Annotated in this window: 20 protein-coding genes; 19 read left to right on the top strand and 1 reads right to left on the bottom strand. The window is 56.4% G+C overall.

Going from position 1 to position 21,475, the window contains the following annotated elements:
* The first annotated feature begins 99 nt into the window (after nt 1-99).
* The 16 genes from VMJ32_16240 to VMJ32_16165 all read left to right on the top strand — a co-directional run bounded on the left by VMJ32_16240 (nt 100) and on the right by VMJ32_16165 (nt 14,849).
* The gene (locus VMJ32_16240) at nt 100-663 is read left to right on the top strand and encodes an adenylate kinase (GenBank protein HTQ40577.1); all 564 of its coding nucleotides are present in this window, start codon (nt 100-102) and stop codon (nt 661-663) included.
* 135 nt (nt 664-798) lie between these two features.
* Nucleotides 799-1,686 carry a type I methionyl aminopeptidase gene (gene map / locus VMJ32_16235; protein ID HTQ40576.1) on the top strand — a complete coding sequence of 296 codons (888 nt, stop codon included), beginning with the start codon at nt 799-801 and terminating at the stop codon, nt 1,684-1,686.
* 107 nt (nt 1,687-1,793) lie between these two features.
* Entirely contained in the window at nt 1,794-1,907 is a 114-nt protein-coding gene (gene rpmJ / locus VMJ32_16230) for a 50S ribosomal protein L36 (GenBank protein ID HTQ40575.1), read from the top strand.
* Nucleotides 1,908-2,017: 110 nt separating this feature from the next.
* A complete protein-coding gene (gene rpsM / locus VMJ32_16225; GenBank protein ID HTQ40574.1) occupies nt 2,018-2,401 on the top strand; it encodes a 30S ribosomal protein S13 in 384 nt (127 codons plus the stop codon).
* A 157-nt stretch (nt 2,402-2,558) separates the two neighbouring features.
* Nucleotides 2,559-2,942 carry a 30S ribosomal protein S11 gene (rpsK, locus tag VMJ32_16220; GenBank protein HTQ40573.1) on the top strand — a complete coding sequence of 128 codons (384 nt, stop codon included), beginning with the start codon at nt 2,559-2,561 and terminating at the stop codon, nt 2,940-2,942.
* Between the two features lie 70 nt (nt 2,943-3,012).
* A complete protein-coding gene (gene rpsD / locus VMJ32_16215; GenBank protein HTQ40572.1) occupies nt 3,013-3,639 on the top strand; it encodes a 30S ribosomal protein S4 in 627 nt (208 codons plus the stop codon).
* Between the two features lie 112 nt (nt 3,640-3,751).
* Nucleotides 3,752-4,744: a DNA-directed RNA polymerase subunit alpha gene (locus VMJ32_16210; protein HTQ40571.1), complete on the top strand. Its 993-nt coding sequence runs from the start codon at nt 3,752-3,754 to the stop codon at nt 4,742-4,744.
* Nucleotides 4,745-4,854: 110 nt separating this feature from the next.
* The gene (locus VMJ32_16205) at nt 4,855-5,448 is read left to right on the top strand and encodes a L17 family ribosomal protein (protein ID HTQ40570.1); all 594 of its coding nucleotides are present in this window, start codon (nt 4,855-4,857) and stop codon (nt 5,446-5,448) included.
* 157 nt (nt 5,449-5,605) lie between these two features.
* Nucleotides 5,606-6,496, top strand: coding sequence for a hypothetical protein (locus tag VMJ32_16200; protein ID HTQ40569.1), 891 nt, complete (start codon nt 5,606-5,608; stop codon nt 6,494-6,496).
* Nucleotides 6,497-6,573: 77 nt separating this feature from the next.
* Nucleotides 6,574-7,647, top strand: coding sequence for a hypothetical protein (locus tag VMJ32_16195; GenBank protein HTQ40568.1), 1,074 nt, complete (start codon nt 6,574-6,576; stop codon nt 7,645-7,647).
* Entirely contained in the window at nt 7,632-8,036 is a 405-nt protein-coding gene (locus tag VMJ32_16190) for a TlpA disulfide reductase family protein (GenBank protein HTQ40567.1), read from the top strand. The genes VMJ32_16195 and VMJ32_16190 overlap by 16 nt, the downstream gene beginning before the upstream one ends.
* Nucleotides 8,037-8,225: 189 nt before the next feature.
* The gene (locus VMJ32_16185; GenBank protein HTQ40566.1) at nt 8,226-9,422 is read left to right on the top strand and encodes a KpsF/GutQ family sugar-phosphate isomerase; all 1,197 of its coding nucleotides are present in this window, start codon (nt 8,226-8,228) and stop codon (nt 9,420-9,422) included.
* A gap of 108 nt (nt 9,423-9,530) precedes the next feature.
* Nucleotides 9,531-10,055 (top strand): HAD hydrolase family protein, encoded by a 525-nt coding sequence (locus tag VMJ32_16180; protein ID HTQ40565.1) that lies wholly within the window; start codon nt 9,531-9,533, stop codon nt 10,053-10,055.
* 131 nt (nt 10,056-10,186) lie between these two features.
* Nucleotides 10,187-13,207, top strand: a complete 3,021-nt coding sequence (locus tag VMJ32_16175; protein HTQ40564.1) for a hypothetical protein — start codon at nt 10,187-10,189, stop codon at nt 13,205-13,207.
* 144 nt (nt 13,208-13,351) lie between these two features.
* Nucleotides 13,352-13,720 carry a 4a-hydroxytetrahydrobiopterin dehydratase gene (locus tag VMJ32_16170; GenBank protein HTQ40563.1) on the top strand — a complete coding sequence of 123 codons (369 nt, stop codon included), beginning with the start codon at nt 13,352-13,354 and terminating at the stop codon, nt 13,718-13,720.
* 67 nt (nt 13,721-13,787) lie between these two features.
* Nucleotides 13,788-14,849 carry an NAD-dependent epimerase/dehydratase family protein gene (locus VMJ32_16165; protein HTQ40562.1) on the top strand — a complete coding sequence of 354 codons (1,062 nt, stop codon included), beginning with the start codon at nt 13,788-13,790 and terminating at the stop codon, nt 14,847-14,849.
* A gap of 5 nt (nt 14,850-14,854) precedes the next feature.
* Here the strand turns inward: VMJ32_16165 and VMJ32_16160 are convergent, their stop codons facing one another.
* Nucleotides 14,855-16,351, bottom strand: coding sequence for a sigma-70 family RNA polymerase sigma factor (locus VMJ32_16160; protein HTQ40561.1), 1,497 nt, complete (start codon nt 16,349-16,351; stop codon nt 14,855-14,857).
* Between the two features lie 1,891 nt (nt 16,352-18,242).
* Here VMJ32_16160 and VMJ32_16155 point away from each other — a divergent pair.
* The 3 genes from VMJ32_16155 to VMJ32_16145 all read left to right on the top strand — a co-directional run bounded on the left by VMJ32_16155 (nt 18,243) and on the right by VMJ32_16145 (nt 21,400).
* The gene (locus VMJ32_16155; protein HTQ40560.1) at nt 18,243-18,929 is read left to right on the top strand and encodes a hypothetical protein; all 687 of its coding nucleotides are present in this window, start codon (nt 18,243-18,245) and stop codon (nt 18,927-18,929) included.
* Nucleotides 18,930-19,124: 195 nt separating this feature from the next.
* Nucleotides 19,125-20,657 carry an ABC transporter permease subunit gene (locus VMJ32_16150; GenBank protein ID HTQ40559.1) on the top strand — a complete coding sequence of 511 codons (1,533 nt, stop codon included), beginning with the start codon at nt 19,125-19,127 and terminating at the stop codon, nt 20,655-20,657.
* Nucleotides 20,657-21,400: an amino acid ABC transporter ATP-binding protein gene (locus VMJ32_16145; GenBank protein HTQ40558.1), complete on the top strand. Its 744-nt coding sequence runs from the start codon at nt 20,657-20,659 to the stop codon at nt 21,398-21,400. The genes VMJ32_16150 and VMJ32_16145 overlap by 1 nt, the downstream gene beginning before the upstream one ends.
* The last annotated feature ends 75 nt before the right edge of the window (nt 21,401-21,475 follow it).

Here is a 21,475-nt window from a genome sequence, read left to right as displayed (position 1 = left end):
AAGGAAGTTCGAATGGCACACCGTGACAAAGCAAAGTGCGAGGCCTAAAGCTCGAACTTCACAATCCGATTTCGAACTTGTTAAGTGACCGGTGTTTTCATGCGACTCGTTCTTATCGGGCCACCCGGCGCCGGCAAAGGGACCCAGGCACAGCGATTGGTTGAATTTCTGTGCGTGCCGCATTTATCCACGGGCGAAATGCTCCGTGAAGCCATCGACAAGGGCACGCCGGTCGGCACGCAGGCCAAACAATTCATCGATGCCGGAAAGCTGGTCCCCGACGAAACCGTGCTGGAACTTGTGCAACAGCGGATTGTCCAGCCAGATTGCGCAAGCGGATATTTGCTGGACGGCTTTCCGCGCAGTTTGCCGCAGGCCACGGCTCTAGACAAATTTCTGACTGGCCGCAGCCAACCGCTGGACGGCGTGTTTGAATTGGAAGTGGACAAGGATGCAGTCATCCAGCGAATGATTGCCCGCGGCCGGGGTGACGACAAACCGGAGGTCATTCGGCAACGGATGGCCACCTACGAGGAGCAGACGAAGCCGTTGTCGGAGTATTACGCCGGACGAAAGCTGCTGCACGCGATCGATGCAATGGGCACGGTGGATGAAGTGTTTTCACGCTTGCGCCAAGCGGTGGAACAAATGAAATCGCGCTAGCGGTAGCCGCCGCAGCCGCTTCGATGTAGGATAATTTGAAAGACAACCATGTTTTTTTCAGCCGTGCGGACCCGTGTCGGGCCGTCGCTGGATGGCCCTCGAATTTGACTCCGTCCGCCGAAAGCAGTTTCAGCCGTGGTAAATTCTCCCAAATGCATCAATTTGCGTTCGCCCCGCGAATTGGCGCTGATGCGAAAAGCGGGACTGGCGGTGTGGGCGGCACATCAGGCGGCGAAAGCAGCGGTCCGGCCAGGAATTACGACGGCCGAAATAGACGCTGTCATTGACGAGTATTTCACTCGTCTGCATGCGGTGCCGCTGTTTAAGGGCGTGCCGGGCAAGGTCCCCTTCCCTGCCGCTACGTGTATCAGCGTGAACGATGAAGTGGTGCATGGCATTCCGGGAGCGCGCAGATTGAAAGAAGGTGATGTTGTCAGCCTGGATACAGGCTGCAAGCTCAATGGCTGGTGCGGCGATTCGGCTTATACACATCCGGTGGGAATTATTTTGCCAGAGGTGCAGCGGCTATTGGATGTGACCCGGGGCGTGCTTGATCTGGCGATTGAACTGATGGCCGTGAAAACCCGCTGGAGCGACGTGGCCCGGGAAATGGGTTCTTTCGTGCGCGACCATGGTTTTTCCGTGGTGGAGAACTTTGTGGGGCACGGCATTGGCCGCGAGATGCACGAAGAGCCGCAGGTGCCCAATTTCGTCAGCCCGCAACTGCGGCGGAGCCACGATTTCAAGCTGGAACCGGGCTTGGTCATTGCCGTAGAGCCGATGGTGAACATGGGGACGAAAAAAACCAAAACACTGGCCGATCATTGGACGCAGGTAACCAGCGATGGTCGCTATAGCGCCCATTTTGAACATACTGTGGCGATGACCACCGAAGGTCCGTGGGTTCTAACGGCTCCGCCCCAACCTGGGGAAGAATTCGACGATGCGGTATTGCGCGATCTTTTAAGCCGGGTGTCGCCAGCAAGAGGCTCGGCTTTTTCCGCCGTAGGCAGCGAAAAATAGGCATTTTGAGGCCTTGAACAAATCGCGTGCCAAACCGTATATTGAAAGGCTTTCAGTCCGGGCCGAATTGCCATCAAAGTGCAGTCTCGCCGAGGGATTTTTGGATTATGAAAATCCGAGCTAGTGTCAAGCGCTTGTGCGATCATTGCAAAATTGTGCGCCGCCGAGGCGTGGTGTATGTGGTGTGCAGTAATCCGCGCCACAAACAGCGGCAAGGTTAAGAATAAGGCGTCTGCGTGCCTAGGTTTCTTTGTGTCTGAAACCTATATGTCGTGGCAGCTGACGTAGACCAGACAGATAGAAACCAGACATTTAGACACTCAAAAACAACATGCCACGTTTATTGGGCGTTGATATTCCGCCAGACAAGCCAACGTTTATCTCGTTGCAGTATTTGTACGGCGTGGGCCCGCGCATTGCGCTGGAGTTGTGCCACAAAGCGGGCGTCGATTCGCAGGCGCGAGCCCGTGATTTGCACGAAGACGAAGTGGCCCGCATGGCGGCACTGTTGGATAAAGATTACACGGTGGAAGGTCAGTTGCGCCGGCAACTGACGCAGAATGTAGCCCGGCTAAAAGATATTGGGTGCTATCGCGGCGTGCGGCATCGGCGCGGTCTGCCGGTTCGCGGACAAAGGACACGCACCAACGCCCGAACTCGCAAAGGCCCCAAGAAAACGGTGGCCGGCAAAAAAGGCGTGAAGGACATGAAGTAGATCATGACGAATGACGATCCCGGCGCGCCGGGACGAATGACGAATGAATTTTCAAATTGCATTAGTCATTTGACTTTTGTCATGCGGCTCAAGCGCCGATGGGGACAGAATTCGTGACAGTTCAATTCGGTCAATTTAATTCCGGAGCGGAAAGCACGTGGCTGTAGCCAAAACCAAACGCAAAGCGCGGCGGAACGTGACCGTGGGCATCGCCTACATTAAGGCCACGTTTAATAACACCACCGTTACCATTACTGATTCCAAAGGCGACGCGTTGTGTTGGGCCAGCGCCGGCACTACGGGTTTCAAAGGTTCTCGCAAAAGCACGCCGTTTGCCGGGCAAATGGCTGCACAGCAGGCCGCTGAAAAAGCCTCCAAGTTTGGCGTGAAAGAAGTGGAGGTGAAAGTAAAGGGGCCAGGTAGCGGACGAGAAAGCGCCATTACCGCCCTGCAGGCCGCGGGACTGACCATTAAATCGATCGAAGATATCACGCCATTGCCGCACAATGGCTGTCGCCCGCCGAAGCGTCGTCGAGTGTAAGAACGCATTTTTTTCCGGACCATCCTCCACAGACCATTTTCAATCGCCTTAGCTTTATTTTTTCGAAATTATGGCTCGCACCACAGGACCCGTTTGTCGTTTATGCCGCCGCGATGGATTAAAGCTCTTTTTGAAGGGCACCCGCTGCGACACGCCCAAGTGTGCCATTGAACGGCGCGAAACTCCGCCGGGGATGGCCGTTCGCCGCGGCAAACTTACTGATTACGGAATCCATCTGCGCGAAAAGCAAAAAGTGAAGCATTATTACGGCGTCCTGGAACGGCAATTCCGCGGATATTACAAACGGGCCGTCAAAGGCAAGGGAAACACTGGCGAAGCGCTGATGAGTTTGCTGGAGCGGCGCCTGGACAACATTGTATGCCGGCTGGGGTTTGGCTTGTCGCGGGCCCAGGCACGGCAACTCATCCGTCACGGACATATTACTGTAAATGGCCATCGTTGCGATATTCCCAGCTATTTAGTGCACGTGGGAGACGTAATTCGCGCCAAGAATCGCGGCAAAAGTTTGCAAGCCATCCAATCCTGCGTTGCGGAGTACCATCGCGATATTCCCGATTTCCTGTCGCGCATGGAAGGCGGCGTTCCCGAGGGCCGCGTCAACCGTTTGCCGACGGCGGAAGATTGCTCGCTGGGCGGAATTCAAGCGAATTTGATTGTGGAGTTGTGTTCGAAGTAACAGTGTCTATGTGCCTGAATGTCTGAGCGTCGGATGCCAAGCGGGCGAATTACTCTGCCCGTTGCCACCTCGACCGCGGACACCCAGACACCAGGCACATCCGGAGGTAACTATGCACATTCGCTGGCGTGGATTAGAGCTGCCTAGCCAAGTGGTTTGCGACGTAAAAACGTTGTCCGCCACGTACGGGAAATTTGTGGCCGAGCCGTTTGAACGCGGCTTTGGCGTCACCATCGGCAATTCATTGCGTCGCATTTTGCTTTCCAGCCTGGAAGGCAGCGCCGTCACCCAGATCAAAATTCACGGGGCCCAGCACGAGTTCACGACTTTGCCCGGCGTCGTGGAAGACATGACCGACGTGGTGTTGAATGTCAAATCGTTGGTCGTGAAAAACTATACCGACCAAACCAAAGTGCTGCGGATCGAAAAGAACTCGCGCGGCGTGGTGACCGGCGCCGATGTCCAAACTGATGACACGGTAGAAGTGATCAACAAGCACCATATTTTGGCCACCCTCACCGACGATGTGCCGTTTGTGATGGAAATGGTCATCGAAAACGGCCGCGGATACGTCCCTGCCAGCGAGCACAGCCCCAACGTGCAGGAAATTGGCATCATTCCCGTCGACGCGGTATTCAGCCCGATTTTGCGGGTTCGCTACGAAATTGAAGAAACTCGCGTGGGCCAGAAAACCAACTACGACAAACTGACGACTGAAATTTGGACGAACGGCTCCATCGGCCCGGAAATGGCGCTGGTGGAAGCGGCGAAGATTTTGCGCAAGCACCTTAACCCGTTTGTGCAATACACCGAGTTGGGTGCACGGGTCGGCGGCTCAGGCCGAAGCGCCGGCATCAGCGGACCCCTGGATGGCGCCGCAGAACAAAAGTTGGGTATGCCGCTGGCCGATTTGAAGCTTTCGGTGCGGGCCTCTAACTGTCTGGAAAGCGAAAACATTCAAACCGTGCGCGATTTGGTGCAACGCTCCGAAGATCAATTGCTGGAGGTCCGTAACTTCGGCGAAACCACGCTGCGCGAAGTCAAGGAAAAACTCGCGGAGTTGGGCCTGCGCTTGGGTATGCGTGTGCCGGCCGCCGTTAGTTAATGCATTAGAGCCTGTTTCAAATCCTGGGAGGGCGAGGCTTCTGCCGAGCCAAAACCTCAGTTTTGAAATAGCCTCTCAGGAATCGACAAAACAAGAAAGATGCCACCGTCATGCGACACCGTAAATTAGGCCGTGTTTTGGGCCGTTCGCCAACGCATCGCAAAGCGCTCATGCGGAATTTGGCCAGCGCGCTGTTTTTGACCGAGCTGGATAAGGACGAATTCCTAGACGAGAAGCAAGCCCCCAAAGTTAAAGGCCGCATCATTACCACCGTGCAAAAAGCCAAGGAAGTGCGTCCGCTGGTAGAGCGTTGCATTAGCATTGCCTGCCGTGCCCAAGCAGCCTTGGAAGAAGCCGACAAATTGGGCACTACCGCCGACCGCAACAGCGACGAATGGCGCAAATGGCGGAAAAGCAAGCAGTGGCAAAAATGGGCCGCCGCCATGGCTCCGGTCGTTTCGGCTCGGCGACGTTTGGTCACGCTGCTGGGACGGAAGCGCGCAGCCGCCGTCTGCTTTGAAGTGGTAGCCCCGCGGTTTGTTGATCGCTCCGGCGGATACACGCGAATTATGCGGCTGGCCAAGCCACGCTTGGGCGATGCCGGCACGCGGGCCATTTTGGAATTTGTCGGCGTGCGCGATCGAGGCTCCAAACCGGCGGTGGCGCCAAAGTTCGAAAGCGAGCCGACCGGAGCGAAGTCGTAATTGAAAGTGCTAGCACGGGCGATTCGCATTGACGCCGCTGGCGGGTCGGTCTAATCTACGCGGCCCTGCATGGGCTCTTTTCCGACCGTTCTTTTCGTTGATTCCCTTCCACCGATGTAGCCTTTTTCTAGCGATGCTGCGCGCGATTTCCCGTTTTGTGTGTTGGTGCCTGACGCTGACAGCCGCGGCCGGCATTTCCGGCTGCAGTTGGGCGCCCCCTGCCGCGCCGCACGGAGAAACGCTCTTGAAACCCGTGGAAATGGCCGACGACGGCGTGCAGTTGGAAATTGTTTCGGTTCGGTTTCCCCTGCACGACGACGAGTTGAATGGCTCCATGTGGGATCAAATCGACGAACAGCAAATCCCGCTGGCCGTCCGGCGGGCGCTGGGCGAAAACGGCTTCCGCGCCGGCATTGTCAGCGGAGAATTGCCGGCTCCGCTGGCCCACATTTTGGCGACAGCGGACAAAAAGCCCGCGAGCGTTACCGAAGCGGCGGCGCGGTTGGAAAAAGCCTCGCCGGTTAGTCGTCAACAAATGCAATTGCATTCCGGTTGGCGAGGAGAGATCATCGCCTCTAACATTTATCCTGAAGTGCCCCTGTTGATGAGCGAGGACGGTTGCGTTAGCGGTCACACGTACGAACAGGCTCAAGGCATTTTGGCCGCCAAAACCCAGGCGCTCGGCGATCGACGAATCAGGCTGCATTTGACGCCGGAATTACACTACGGCGAGCCCAAGCAGCAGTGGGTGTCCGAAGATGGCCGCATTCTGCCGCAATCGGGCAAGCCCAAGCGTGTATTCCAGCGGCTGGCATTTGAGGCGACCTTGGAAGCCAATCAAATGTTGCTGCTGACCACCCTGCCCGACCGTCCGGGCACGCTGGGTCATTACTTTTTTACCGAACCGCAAGCCGACGCCGACGAATTGCAGCAAAAAATGCTGATCATCCGTCTGGCGCAAAGCCGCTACGACGATTTATTCCCGCCGGCAACAGGGGCCAGCGTGAAAATCGGCACGCCCGAAGAACAAGTCAGCCAGGCAAAATGACGCTTGTTTGAGAGAACGTTCTTTTATCGGCGACAGGCCCCAGGCTCTCTATGGGCAATCTGTGATATATTGCAGCAATGACTGTAAAATCCAGAAAACGGGCCACGGTGGTGGTAAGGTGCATGCGGTTGCCGCATTTGCTCCAGGTCAGTGCGCCAATGATTGGGTTATTCATGCGGGCGGCGTTGATTCCGACACTGCTCGTTCTTGGCTGTTACAATGCGGCACCCGGTGACGAAACGCCGACCGCGCGCGAGCAATTTCTCGCCGAGTGGCCCAAAGCCTATGGCGAAGCGGAAAAAATCAATCGGGACGTCGATGTCGAAGTGAATTCCACGCATGAAAACTACACCGAAGACGGCAGCCGCTGGACTGAGAAGCAACAAATGATTGTCAAATCCCGTGGCGACATGCTGATGCAGCAAATTACTCGCTGGCCGCCCGAAGGTAATTTACCCCCGTCATTTGTGCGTCCCAAAGCCGTTGAAATCGGAATTGACGCCCTCAATGATCAATGCTCCTTTAGCTTGCGCCGCCAGGAAGACGCACCGTGGAAAATCATTTTTGTACGGTCGGCCAATGACGTGAGTACGCGCCGCGCCCTGGAAATGCAAGGGCGAGCCAATATTTTTTCTCCCTGGCATTCGCTGGCCACTTTGTATCCCAGGCTAGGCTTTCATTTGGATAGCGTCGAAGCGGCCGATGAGGGAGATACAAAATTAGTGAAAGTGTCATTTACGTTCAGCCCGCAAAAAGGAGACGAATTCATTGCCGTACGGCATGGTTGGATGTTGCTTGACCCCAAGCGACGTTGGGCCATACGTCGTTCGCAATTGCATCTGGAAAGCCCCAGCGGCGAGGCCGCCACCGCGGAAGATGTGATCGAATATCGTGGCGCCGACGATACCATCCCTGTACGGGAAACCTCCACACTGCAACACGAAGGAAAAAACAGGGGCGTAAAATCGACCATCGAATTTACAAAGTACGAACGTCGCGTGGTTCCTGTCGTGAATTCACTCTGGCAGCTTACGGGTTGGAAGTGCCAGCAGATAGCGCTGTCGACCGCTTTGGCTTTATCAAAAAATACTACAGCAAGGAACCGCCGCCGCTGCAAATTTCCGACGCCCGCGGCGTGTCCAAGGACATGAAACTGGCGGACTTTCGAGGCAAATGGGTGCTGCTAGAGTTTTGGGGGCCGAATTGCTTGCCGTGCCTCCAGCGAAGTTTGCCTGCACTCACCAAGTTTTACGAAGAACACGCCAACCAGCGCGATCAATATGAGATTTTGGCCGTGTGCGTGGTGACCGAAGAAGATGGTCCCAAAACCATGGAACAGTTGGACAGCGTAATGGCGCCGATTGTCGAAAAAACCTGGGCGGGCAAACCGCTGCCATTTCCCGTCGTCTTGGACGGCGAAGGTAAAACATTCGAGGCTTACAACATTCTCAGCGTGCCCTGTAGTGTGCTGATTGATCCCCACGGCCACGTCGTCAAAGATGGCGACGAAACTATGATGGCCGAACAGCTCAAAAAATAGCGGCTTGCAGGAGCAATCGTCTTACCAGCTGATATGACACCCGCCGTGCTAGCAGCCTGTTTTGCGTTGTGACAAACTGCTGAGGGCGGTACAATTTCCGGCCCGAGGCAAGCCAACGGATTGCGCCTGCTGAGGGGGCGTTAAAGGCCCTCTGATTGACTCCGCACTTTGTCATGGATGACGCTCGCCATGAGCACCAATTCACCTGCGGGTTTTGTGCCGCATTCTTTCCCGCCCGCACTATCCGACAAAGCGTCGCTTTCGAGTGCGGCTCAAACTGCCCGGCCGGCAAAAAATACAAACAACGCGAACGATCAGTTACAGTACGCCCGGCAAATTATCGAAATGGAAGCCCGGGCGTTGGAGGCGGTTTCGCGGCGGCTGGATGATTCGTTTACCCGCGCGGTCGATTTGATTTATCGATGCACCGGCAGCGTAATTGTCAGCGGCATCGGCAAGGCGGGGTTGATCGGCCAAAAAATCGCCGCCACGCTGGCATCGACGGGTTCGAGGAGCCATTTTTTGCATCCGACCGAGGCCATTCATGGCGATTTGGGTCGGATCCACCACGACGACGTGGTGCTCATGCTATCGCAAAGCGGCGACACGGAAGAAGTGGTGCGGCTGTTGCCGTCGATTCGGCAAATCGGCACGCCACTGGTGGCGATCACCGGACGTGTTGGAAGCAAATTAGGGCAATCGGCGCTGATCGTCATTGACATCGGCCCGCTGCAAGAAGCGTGCTCGCTGGGTCTGGCGCCCAGCACCAGCACGACGGCCATGCTGGCGGTGGGAGATGCGCTGGCGCTGGTGACCAGCCGCATGCGCGGCTTCAGCCGTGACGATTTTGCCCGCTTTCATCCCGGCGGCAGCCTGGGCCGACAATTGGCGCGCGTCGACGATTGCATGCGGCGTTTGTCGGATTGCCGCTTAGCGGTATGCACCCGAACTGTGCGCGAAGTACTGATCGAAGCACGTCTGCCGGCGCGCCGCACCGGAGCGATTATGATTGTCGACCATGCCGGCAAGCTGCGCGGCATTTTCACCGACAGCGACTTGGCGCGCCTGTTTGAAAGCCGCCGCGACGCACTGCTGGACGGACCCATTCGCAACGTGATGACTTCGCACCCCACCAGCGTGCCACAAGGTTCCATGATGAACGATGCGGTGGCCATCATGGCCGAGCGGCGAATCAGCGAATTACCGGTCGTCGACACTGAAGGCAAGCCCGTGGGTTTGCTCGATATCACCGACATCGTGGCGCTGTATCCCGAAGGCTTGGCGGTGGTGCTGGCTGCCCAATCGGAAAACTCCAGCGGCGTGCCGCGACCCAAGAATGCTGCGTTGTTAAAACCGCCGTCAAGCGGCGGCAAAGTTGGCCCATGATTTGCAAAAAATGGCGAAATGGGTGAAATGTCGTGCTAAACCGCTAGCGGACACGCAACCCTTCACTTCTCGAGCCTTTGTTCTGAACCCTGACCCCTGAACCCTTCCATGGATCTTGTCAGCCGCTGCCGCTCGATCGAATTGATTTTGTCCGATGTCGACGGCGTGCTGACCGATGGCGGCGTGATTTTCGATAACCAGGGGATCGAAATCAAACGCTTCCACATCCGCGACGGGCTGGGCATTAAACTGTGGCAACGCGCGGGGCATCATTTTGGCTTGGTGACCGGCCGCGCTTCGCACATTGTGCAATTGCGGGCCGTCGAATTGGGCGTCGACATTGTGCGGCAAGGCATTGACGATAAGTTACCCGCTGTAAAACAAATACTTTCACAACGGCAATTGCAGGCCGAAAAGGTGTGCTACGTCGGGGACGATTTGCCCGATCTTCCCGTACTGCGCCACGTAGGCTTTGCCGTGGTCGTGGGAGATGGCTGCCAAGAATTGCAAGCCGCAGCCCATTACGTAACACAGGCCCAGGGAGGCCGTGGCGCTGTCCGCGAAGTCATTGAGTTGATTTTGAAAGCCCAAGGCCGCTGGGACGACGTACTACAGAAATACGGCACAGGTTAAGCGAAAAATGCCGCGGCTAGGTGTTCGCGGAAAAATTCGCCCATTGAGGCCAAATTTCGCTCGAGCTTCGATTGATTCCATTTGATAAATCCAGATCAGAGCCTCATTTGCATTGAAAAATTTGTTGCCCTATGTTTGCCCGACTAAAACGCACCACCGTCAGCTTTTTGGTTGTGGTGGGGGCGTATTGCGTGTATCGGGTGGCAGCCGTGCCCTGGATGGAACCGCAGCGAGTGTCCAAGCGGGTGGCCGCGGTATCCTTAGAAAAACGCCAGGCGGCCCGAGAATCGCAAAACCGCCTGGGAGGCTATGCCCGGTTTTTTCCAGAAGGCTCCTGGGAGCTTGATAATCCCATTGTGCTCGATAGCGCCACGGCCAAATACTTGGTCAAAGAATACCAATCGACGCCGGATCACCGCGTGCTGCTGAACCCATGCACGGTAATTTATTTTCTCGACGGCGACGCGGAAGCCGTCGACAGCCACCGGCGCGTCATCATTTTGCAAGCACCACATGGGGCCGAGCTGCAATTCGACGACCAGGAAGATTTAGACAGCGGCAAGATGGGACAATTGTTGAGCGGCGTCATGCACGGACCGGTCACCATTCAAAGCGGGCCCACGCGACCGGAAGGAGGCGACGATTTTCTGGTCACCACCCACGACGTGCAAATGAAAGACAATTTGATTTTCACGCCGAATGAGGTCAATTTTCGCTTCGGCGCCAGCTTTGGGCATGGCCGAGATATGCGGATCGAATTGCTCCCGGGTCCGGGTGGAAACGGCAACCACGGCACCAATTTCAGCGGTGTGCAATCGTTTCAATTGCTGACCGACGTGCGCATGCACTTGCAGCCAAGCTCGGGCGGTTTTCTGCCCGGCGACCGCAACGCGGCGACTAGTCGCACGGTGGATTTGTCTGCACCCATGAGCCAGTCTACGGTCGATCTGTCTGCCCCCGCAGGCCACGCTGCGACGGGCCCAATCACACCCGGTCGTTCCACCGACGGTCAAGCCAACAATTCGCCAGTCGATATTCAGTGCCAAGGCCCATTTGAATTCGATTTGGTGGAGAATGTCGCCACCTTTCACGATCGTGTGGACGTGGTGCGCCCGCATCCCAACGGTCCCAGCGATCAAATGAACTGCGAGCTATTGAATTTATACTTCGCGCCGCGACAACCACAACCGGGGCAGGCTACTTCCATAGCGGCGGCTGCCGGTACTTCTTCTTCGCAGACGGCCACGCCGATATCCGCGCAAAGCGCCGGCGAGCAACAGCAAGCCCCCGCCGGTCACGCAATGCCGCAATTGGAACCAAAGCGATTGGTGGCGCGCGGCAACCCCGTGGTGGTCCGGGCGGAATCGATGGGGGGCGAAGTCCGCGGGGAACGCTTGGATTACGACATTGTCGATCGTCACTTGTTGATGGAAGCGTCCGGAAATATCGTGCGGATTGATTCGCCCCAACTCAGCGGCGAGGTGTCGCGGCTGGAAGCATGGATGCGCGACGAGGTGCCAGGTGACAATCTATCTTCGTCGACAGTCCAAAGCAGCCTCGCCAACCGCGGTTCCACCCCGCGGAACGGGTCAACCAATTCGTCGGGCAACCAAAATCCCAATTTGCCACGGCCACACTACGAAATTTACGGCGGCATTTTGAAAGTCTGGTCGGTCAATCACGCCTCGCAAAACGAGGTGGAACGCGTCAGCGTGGAGGGGAATGTGCAATTCGCACAATCTTCGACTCAAACAGACGAAAAGCCGCTGGAAACACGCGGCGATTATTTGGAAGTCTTGCGGGCCAACACCACCCAGGCGGAAGTCGCCGTCACCGGCCGGCCGGCCGAAATTAGCGCCCAGGGATTAACCATGTTTGGCCAAACGGTGCATTTGCATCGCGGGCAAAATCGCTTGTGGATTGATGGGCCAGGCCGCATGATCGTGACGAATGATCCGCCGCCGCTAAACAATCAGACGCTCGCGGCAACCGATCAGCAGGGTCTTCTTGCTGCCAATCATGGCACGACCACCATCGATTGGCAGAGAGGCATGGTCTTCGATGGACGCACGGTGAAATTCGATCGGGACGTGGTGGGACAGCGAATCGATCACGAAACGACACAAACCATTCGCGCTCCGCAACTGGAAGCCATCTTGCACGAACGGGTCGATTTCAACGCAGTCAGCCCGCAGCAACAGCAACGTTCGCAAGTGGAATGGGTTACCTGCCGAGGTAACGTGTGGTTGGAAAATCGTCAAACGCTGCAGGGAAAGATGGCCGTGTTGGATCAGTTGCAACATCTGTCGACGTTGACGGTCAACCAAATTACCGGCGATTTAACCGGGCAAGCAACGGACGATCAGCCCGGACGATTGTTCAGTTGGCGGTTGGGTTCGGCTGGATCGTTGGGGGGCGGATTGGGTGGATTGTTGGGGCCGTCTGCAAATGTAAATCCCGATGCAGGCTCCAACCCCGCGAGCAGTCCAAATACAAGCGCGAATTCCAATGCCGCGAGCAACCCGCTTTCAGGCATGGGCTCCAGCACAACAGGAAATCCAAGCGATGGCAACAGCCAGCAAATCAATTTTCTTGACGTGCAATTCGAGCGCGGCATTTCCGGGAATGTGCTACGCAGGGAACTTGTATTCCAGGACCACGTGCGAACCGTGTATGGGCCAGTGCCTGCGTGGGATGCTAAGCTGGATGCCGACAGTCCTGCTGGTCTACCGCCGCGCAGCTTGGTGTTGACCTGCGATCAATTGGCGACCAATCAAAGTCCTCCAGTTCAAGGGCGGAGCATGATGGAAATGCAAGCCACCGGCAACACACGAGTCGAGGGGCAGCAATTGGAAGGCGATACTTTCACTGCCCTGGCGCAACAGCTAACTTATTCCGAGGCGAAAGATATGCTCGTGCTGCTTGGCGATGGGCGCAGCGATGCTCAATTGCTCCGCCAGATGAAGCCCGGCGCACCACAAACCAAAACAGCCGCGGCCTCGATCTACTACTGGCCCTCAACACGCCAAGTGAAAATGGGAGGTCTGCAATATCTCGATTCCACTCAATTCAGCACCGATCCGCAGCCGCACACCGCGCATCCAATGACGCCATCGGCAGCGCAACAGCCCGTCTCGTCGCCACGGCGATAATTCTTGCTTCAGCGGCTTTCTTTGCGAGAATAGTGCCCGTAGAGCCGAGCGCGGGCACGGTATGATTCAGGGCACGACTTTTGTGTGCTTTTCCAAAGAATCGCCGACTGAGTCGACAATCATTTTTTTATTATGAGGTGATCTATGCCAGCACAAACCGCCGATCAACTCGTCACCAAGAAATGCGCTTCCTGCGAAGAAGGCAAGCCCAAGTACAATCGTGCAGACGCCGAAACGCAACTGAAAAACCTCTCTGGTTGGCGATTGACCCACGACGCCCAACGAATTCGCAAAAGCTGGATTGTCAAAGATTTTTTGGCCGGAATCGATTTCTTCCAGGCGGTGGCCCAACTGGCCGAAGCGGAAAATCACCATCCCGATTTGCACCTGGAAGGCTATCGTAACGTGTGGATCGAGATTTGGACCCACGCCATCGGCGGCCTGTCCGAGAACGATTTTATTCTGGCCGCCAAGATTGACCGCTTGCCGGTGAGGTTGAAGAAGAGTATGTAATGACTGCCCCCCCGAAATCGGCGGTCGACATTATTTCTTCTGTCTTTGGTATCGATCGGTATGAACGATGGCGCGTGTTTTGGTTACCGGAGCAAGCGGATTCATTGGGCAGCAATTGGTCGGCGCGCTGTTAGCCCGCGGCGATGGCGTGCGATGCCTGGTGCGCAGCACCTCTCCAGCCGGACCCTTGCAGCAGTTGGGCGCGGAATTGATTCCAGGCGACGTCACCCAACCCGACACGCTATCGGCGGCCATGAACGGCCTCGACGTGGTTTACCACTTGGCCGGACTGACCAAGGCCATCGGCTTAGCGGCATATTGTCGCGTCAATGAGTCGGGCGTTCGTCACGTGGTCGAAGCCTGTGCCCGCCGTACTACGCCGCCGGTGATCGTGCAGGTATCGTCGTTGGCGGCCGCGGGGCCGATGACCGATCGGGAGCGGTTGCGCACGGAAGACGATCTGCCGCGACCGGTTTCGCATTATGGGTTGAGCAAACGAGCCGGCGAATTGGCAGCGGAGAAATTAGCCAATAGGGCGCCCATCACCGTGGTCCGCCCACCCATTGTGCTTGGTCCCGGCGACCGGACAGGCCTGGCGCTGTTTCGCAGCATTCGGCGATTCCGCTCGTTTCTTGTTCTCGGAGTGGGACGGCGCGTGTCGGTTGTTCATGTGACCGATCTTGTCAACGGTTTGATTGCGGCGGCTGAACGTGGAGAACGATTGCGGGCGCCCAGCCCAACGAACGATGTCGAGGAGATTGCGCATCCCAGCGGCACGGCATTATCCAACAGCGGCCGAGGATATTATTTCCTGGCGGCCGACGAGCATCCCCTATTTGCGGAATTGGGCCGCATGATTGCCCGAACCGTGAATCGTCCCTACGCCTGGGCCATTCACTTACCGATGCCCAGCATTTGGCTGGTCGCCGGCGGCGGAGAGTTGCTTGGTCGTATCACTCGCCGACCCCGTTACTTGAATCTGGACCGGGGCCGAGAATTATCGGCGGGACATTGGATTTGTTCGCCCGAAAAAGCGCGCCGCGATTTGGGCTTTGTGCCCGGCGCTTCGCTCACTGCTCGAATTGAACAGACGACGCAATGGTACCGAGAGCACGGATGGCTATCGTAAGAAGATTACGCCGATTCAGCCTCGGCCGATGGGTTTTGCGGCAATCCGTCGGGCAGGTGATCGACAAAGCTCGCCAGGGCCCGGCTTTTGGAGGGCTGCTGCAGTTTGCGAACCGCTTTGGCTTCGATCTGCCGGACGCGCTCCCGGGTGACGGAGAAAATTTGGCCGACTTCCTCCAACGTGTAAGCGTAACCATCGACCAGTCCGTAGCGGAGCCTCAAAATTTCGCGCTCCCGATGGCTCAATTCTTCAAGCACTTGCTTGATGCGATCTTTGAGCGACTGCTGGTTGACATCATACAAGGGATCGTCTTCCCGATGGTCTTCGATAAACTCGCCAAAGAAACTGTCGTCGTGGTCTCCCATCGGCTGATCGAGCGACAATGGCTGCCGCGTGATTTTCATGATGCAGCGCGTGTCTTCGATGGAAAGGCCGGCGGCATCGGCCGCTTCTTCCACACTGGGTTCCCGGCCGGTTTGCTGCACCAGGTCCCGGGTGGCCGTGCGAATTTTGCCCATCGTGTCGATCATGTGCACGGGCAAACGAATGGTCCGGCTTTGATCGGCAATCGCCCGCGTGATGGCCTGACGGATCCACCACGTAGCGTAGGTGGAAAATTTATACCCGCGAGCATGCTCGAATTTATCGACGGCCCGCATCAGTCCGGTATTGCCCTCTTGAATTAAATCGAGAAAGCTCAAACCGCGATTGCGATATTTTTTGGCAATGGACACGACCAGCCGCAAATTGCCGGCGGAAAGCACTCGCTTGGCTTCGTCGTATTGATGCTGCAAGTTGATGGTGCGAATTCGGCGGCGGCTGAGCGAGCTGGGGCTTTCCAAGGTAATTCGCATCAGGTAATGCAATTCCCTACGCAGTTCTTCCTGCGAGCCAAGCTGCCCGCCTCCGTCGGAGGCCAATTGATCGCGGATGATGACCATTCGGCGGGAGATTTCCCCCAATTTATCGAGCAGCGGTTGCAAACGGCCGGTGCGTAAATTGAGTTCTTCGATTAGCCGCACGGCCTTGTGGCGGCGGATTACCAGTCGATGCCAGGCGGTGCGACGTTTGGAAAGCGGGGTGCTGCGACTGATGGCCACGCGAAAATCGGCGCGGTTGCGGCGAAGCAAATTCATCAACGTGTTCAGATTGGGGCCCAGGCGAGCCATAATCCTTTTTTTCCCGGCGGTATTGGTCACGGAAACTTCGATGGTGCGATCCAGCCGTAATTGTCCGTCGCGCACTTTTTCCAGCAGTGCCACGGCGCCTTGCAGCAGATAATCGCTGGCCAACATGCAGTGACGAAAACGGCGACGGGTGCCTTCGATCCGCTTGGCCGATTCGATTTCCTGATCGCGCGAAAGCAGCGGAATTTCGCCCATTTGCATCAGATAAATTCGCACCGGATCGTCGATTTGGCTGTCGGAGCCGCTCTCTTCGCCCGGTTCAGCCGAAGTCTCCACTTCTTGATCTTCGAGTTCGACAAAGTCGGCATCGAACATGGGGCCATCTTCGTAGCCGGAACCGGGACGATCGACGCTCTCATTGCTGTGCGCAGTGCGCGGGGAACCATTTTTGTTGGAGGCCAGCGCTTGGCCAGAGCGCGAAAAGCGCCCTCGGCCACGTGTCGGAGTAGGGGCTCGCAAAGCAGGCTTACGACCGGCGGTTTTGTGTGTTTTTGCCAAAAGCTGCTCCTGATCGGGAGGTGGTGAGCCAGCGGTTGGGTCCGCGGTAAACTGAACGCCCGCTTTGCCTTCCACCTGAAGCACGCCTAATGCCGCAACAGTTTTGGTCCCCGTCAACGGCGGCTTAACCTTCGACAAAGGAATGGCTTGCGGCGAAAAGCCGCCTCCCACAATTCGATTTACAGGCATGTTGAATGTTGTGTTTTCGCCGCAAGTTTTGTCCCCCGTGCTGTCTTGCGGCAACGTGAGTGGGGGTCTGGCCACCCCTGTAACCTCTAAATTCGTTACGGTATGTACATCTGCCTTGGTTCGACCCGCTTGTAAGTTTTTTCGAGGGAATTTTGTTGGAAAATGCTTTGTGCGGCGAGCATCGCTGGACGACGAGATGTTGCCGCCAAAGTCGGGCGACCGCCTAATATCTTCCATCACATGGGCGACTGCTGGTTCCATTTCTTGCCGGAGTTCGGGCCGATCCGGCGAATCGATGGGAAACTTTGGCTCCCGTATTTCTGGTTTCGATCTGGAGACATCATTGCTCTTGCTGTGTTGACGATCGGTTGGAGCGTTTGTTGGGGTGCCCGGAATTTGATTGATCATCGGTTTGACTCCCCTGTGCGATCATTTGTTCGCTGTGAATACGACACCTGACATCGACTTTCATGACCAAAACTTGGCCTTCATGACCAAAAAGAACGGGTGCGCAAAGAATGTATATTCGTAGACAGTCGTAGACAGAACGACGAGAAGAATGCGGCGTAAAAATATCGGGGGCGGTCCCGGCTGGCACCGAGGCCGCCCCCTGGAAAGCCAGGACGCGAAGGCTGTATCAGGAGCTGTACGTCACTGAGCTGCGAAAACCTTCCACGCCCGGGTCAAGCCTCTTCTCGTGTTCGCCTCATTCTGTTCCCGGTTACCACGTTTTTTCGCAGTCATCATTCCGTTAAAACAGTGGCCGTTTCGGCTCTGCAACCGTTCGCAAATCCGGCGGTTAATCGATTTGTATTTCGGCGACTTGCACGGTTGGTAGTCCTAATCCAATGCTCGCGAGAACACCTCCCATGGATATTTAGAAATTGCTGAGTTGTATCTCTATGAACGCAAGCGCTATACCAAATCAACAGCCCAAAACTCGAGAGGTGATGTAACCTTTGGCCATGATTGCAGATGCTGTATTTCTTCATGCTTGCGCTTCCGAATCACAAGCGGTGAAATGTTACCCAAATTGAAGCCGTCGTCTCGAAATGAGAGATTGCTGATTCGCTTTTGAGACGCGAAAACTCCAAAATCTTCTGAAAGCAAAACACTGGCCGCAAACTCACGACAATTGTTTCCACATGAACTTAAAACGGTGGAAATCTGCGGGATGCCCCATCGGAGGCACGAAAAATTATTGACACTTTGGACTCATTTTTGATACCAAGAACCGTGGCGTGCACGCCGTTTCCAAAATCGCCCATGGTTCAATCGTTGATTATCACTTGCACAGGAGGGCAATCATGACAGATCCACCGGGTCGACTAGCCTGAGAGGTTGCTGTGTGGGCAACTCCTCAGCAAAATTCCTCTAATTTCCTACTCCTCGTACTTGGCCGTGACAAATACGGCGGCCCGCCAAGCGCTTTGATCTTGGCGGGTTTTTTTGCGCCCGCCCAATGGAAGCCAGCCTACAAGAGGCATTTGCTTAATCCCATTGGTCAGGACTAGCCATATTGGTCGTTCATTTGTTCAGGTCATATAATGCGGATATGGCTCTTCCCACTTCCATCGACCCGCAATCACGGCCAAAGCTGCCGCAATTTACGTTGCGGTCCATGTTTTTGGCGACGGGCTGCTTGGCTATGGTCTTTGCTGTGTGCCAGGCAATTGGCCCGCTGGCATCATGCGGATTGATGGTGGGATTAGCCCTCGTCGGACTGCATGTGATCGGAAACGTGTTAGGCACCCGTTTACGAAACGAGGCTTACAGGACGCCAGCCAACGGCAGAAACGGCGAGGCTTCGCCCGGGCCCGGGCAATATCCAGCCATCGTTCCGGCGCGTTTCGACCAGCCACACTCGGTTTCACGCCTTTCCCAACGAACACCGCTGGGCTGGATGATTCTAGCCACGACTGTCATTGGCGGGGTAATGGGCAGCGTTGCCGGTCAGTGGGTGCTCGTGAATTCTGCCGAGGTTTCGCTGCGAGGGCTGCTGTTAGGATCGGCTTCCTCAGGAGTGCTGGGGGCATTCGTGGGATTTCTGTTTGGCTGCCTCGCGAAAACCTGGTTAAGCGCCTGGTGGCAGGCATCTTCGGAATCCGACCGCTTCGACAAGCGGCTGTCTGTACCGAGATTTTCTTCGACCTCGCCACCCTGTAACGTGCCTTCAGCATTGATTACAGACATTGATGCCGGTTGAGGGATGATGCCGGTCACGGAACGATCAACCATCCTTATTGCCGGTTGTTTGTCGCGCTCTTTTTCAGCTCGGCAAGTTAACCGATCTGCCGACTCCGCTTGACATTCGCCGCAAATAAACGCAAATAGACGCGAATTGCAATTCGGAGATACCTTCCAACTTACTTCTAACTTGCGCGGCCAGCGGGAGAGTTTGATGAAACATTTGCGACCGTTCGCATTCGTTGGCCGCCCGGTGTGGCTCGTTTTGATCGGCATCGTTTTGATTCTCAATACCCGCGCCTCCGCCGCCGATGCGCTGGAAAAAATTCACCAGCGCGGCACGCTGATTTGGGGCGCCGATCAGGAAGGGGGCGGACCGTACGTCTTTCCTGATCCGAAAAATCCGGAGCATTTGATCGGCTTCGAAGTCGAGCTGGCCGACATGCTGGCCGCCGAATTGGGTGTGAAAGCCAAGTTCTATCAAGGGCAATGGGAAGATTTGCCCCAAATGCTCGACAACCAAATCGACCTGGCGCTCAACGGCTTTGAGCGCACGCCTGCTCGTTTGGCCAATTATTTATGTACGCGCCCCTACTATGCTTTCGGCCTGCAACTCATGGCCAAAGGCGAGGGCCCGCTCAAATCGTGGAAGCAACTGAAGACCGCCAAACCCGACGGCGGCCCCTGGAAAATTGGCATCCTGGGCGGATCAGAAGCGGAGGAATACCTGACCGAGCTGCGCGATCACGAGGGCTATCAAATCGATGTGATTTCCTATTCCGGCAATACGGATCCCATGGAGCACGTGCAAACCGGCGTGCTGGATGCGACGGTGGCTGACGACTGCGTGGCCAATTTTTACATCGACCGTTTTCCCGAATTGAACTTGATCGAATGGCCGGCCCAAGGCGGATACTACGTGGGCTTGGTGGGCCGTGACGATCCCCAATTGCTGGCCGCCCTGGACGAAGCCTTGAAGAAAATCATCGCCGATGGCCGCCTAAAAGCCCTGTACGACCGCTGGGATTTGGACGGCCGCTACCAAATGCTCATGCTCCGTGGAGCAGGCGAAGGCGTGCCCGCCGAACCCATTTCCTTCTGGCAGGTGCTCGGCCGCAACTTGCCGATGCTGCTGGAAGCCGCCGGCATGACCGTGTTCCTGTCGGTCGTGTCGTTTCCACTGGCGATTGCCATTGGCATTGGCGTCGCCATCGGCCGGCTGTACGGGCCAAAAATCATTGCCAAGCCGCTGGGTCTGTACGTCGAAGTGCTGCGCGGCACGCCGCTGATGTTGCAGCTCTTCGTGATTTTCTTTTTGCTCCCTAAAATCGGCCTGGCATTGCCGGCGCTGGTGGCGGGCATCGCGGGCCTGGCCATCAATTATTCGGCCTACGAATCGGAAATCTACCGAGCGGGACTGCAAGCCATTCCGCGCGGACAAATGGAAGCCGCCTTGGCGCTAGGGTTGACGCAAGCACAAGCCATCAACCGCATCATCTTGCCGCAGGCGTTTCGAATTGTCATTCCGCCGGTGACGAACGATTTTATCGCCCTGTTCAAAGACACTTCGGTCTGCTCAGTCATCACCATTGTCGAATTGACCAAGCGTTACTCAATTCTAGCCCAAAGCACCGGCTCCATTGTCCAGCTGGCCGCAATTACCGCCGTGCTGTACATGCTGATGAGCTTCCCCCTTTCCGTCTTCGCCCGCTGGAGCGAACGCCGCCTGGCTGGGGAGGTGAAGTAATGATCGAAACCATTGATTTGCACAAATCGCACGGGTCGCTCCAGGTGCTGCGCGGTATATCCCTGGCCGTGGCCGAGGGAGAAGTGGCCGCCATTATCGGCCCCTCCGGCGGCGGAAAAAGCACGTTTTTGCGCTGCCTGAACGGTCTCGATTCGTTTGAAGCCGGCCAGGTGCTCGTCGGCGATCGCAATTTATCCTGTGGTCCGCAACAACGCTGCGATCGAGAAAACATCCGAGCTGTCCGCCGGCAGTTAGGCATGGTGTTTCAGCAGTTCAATCTGTTTCCGCATTTGACGGTGTTGGGAAACGTGATCGAAGCGCCGCTGCGAGTGCTGAACATGCCTCGTGACGAGGCTGTCGATCGCGCCAAAAAATTGCTCGCGCGCGTCGGCTTGGTCGAAAAAATCGACGTGCGGCCCGACAAGCTTTCCGGCGGCCAGCAGCAGCGCGTGGCCATTGCCCGTGCTTTGGCGATGCAGCCCAAGGCAATGCTGTTCGACGAGCCGACCAGTGCACTCGACCCGCGCATGACCGCCGAAGTGCTGGCCGTCATGGCCGATTTAGCCGCCAGCGGTCAAACCATGATCGTCGTCACGCACGCCATGAGCTTCGCCCGCCGGGCTGCCAAAACCGTGCATGTATTCCACGAAGGACGTGTGGCCGAAAGTGGTCCACCACAGCAAATTTTCGAGGCCCCGCAAAATCCCGTCACCCGCGAATTGTTGCACGAATGCGACATGTAAAGCGGCCGATGGCATCGGCGCGGACTCTCAAATCGCTTTCTGCCATTGCTCCGTTTTCATCCTTCTGCATTCTGC

The organism is Pirellulales bacterium, assembly GCA_035499655.1.
Lineage (GTDB): Bacteria > Planctomycetota > Planctomycetia > Pirellulales > JADZDJ01 > DATJYL01.
This window is presented reverse-complemented; position numbering and strand designations above follow the sequence as displayed.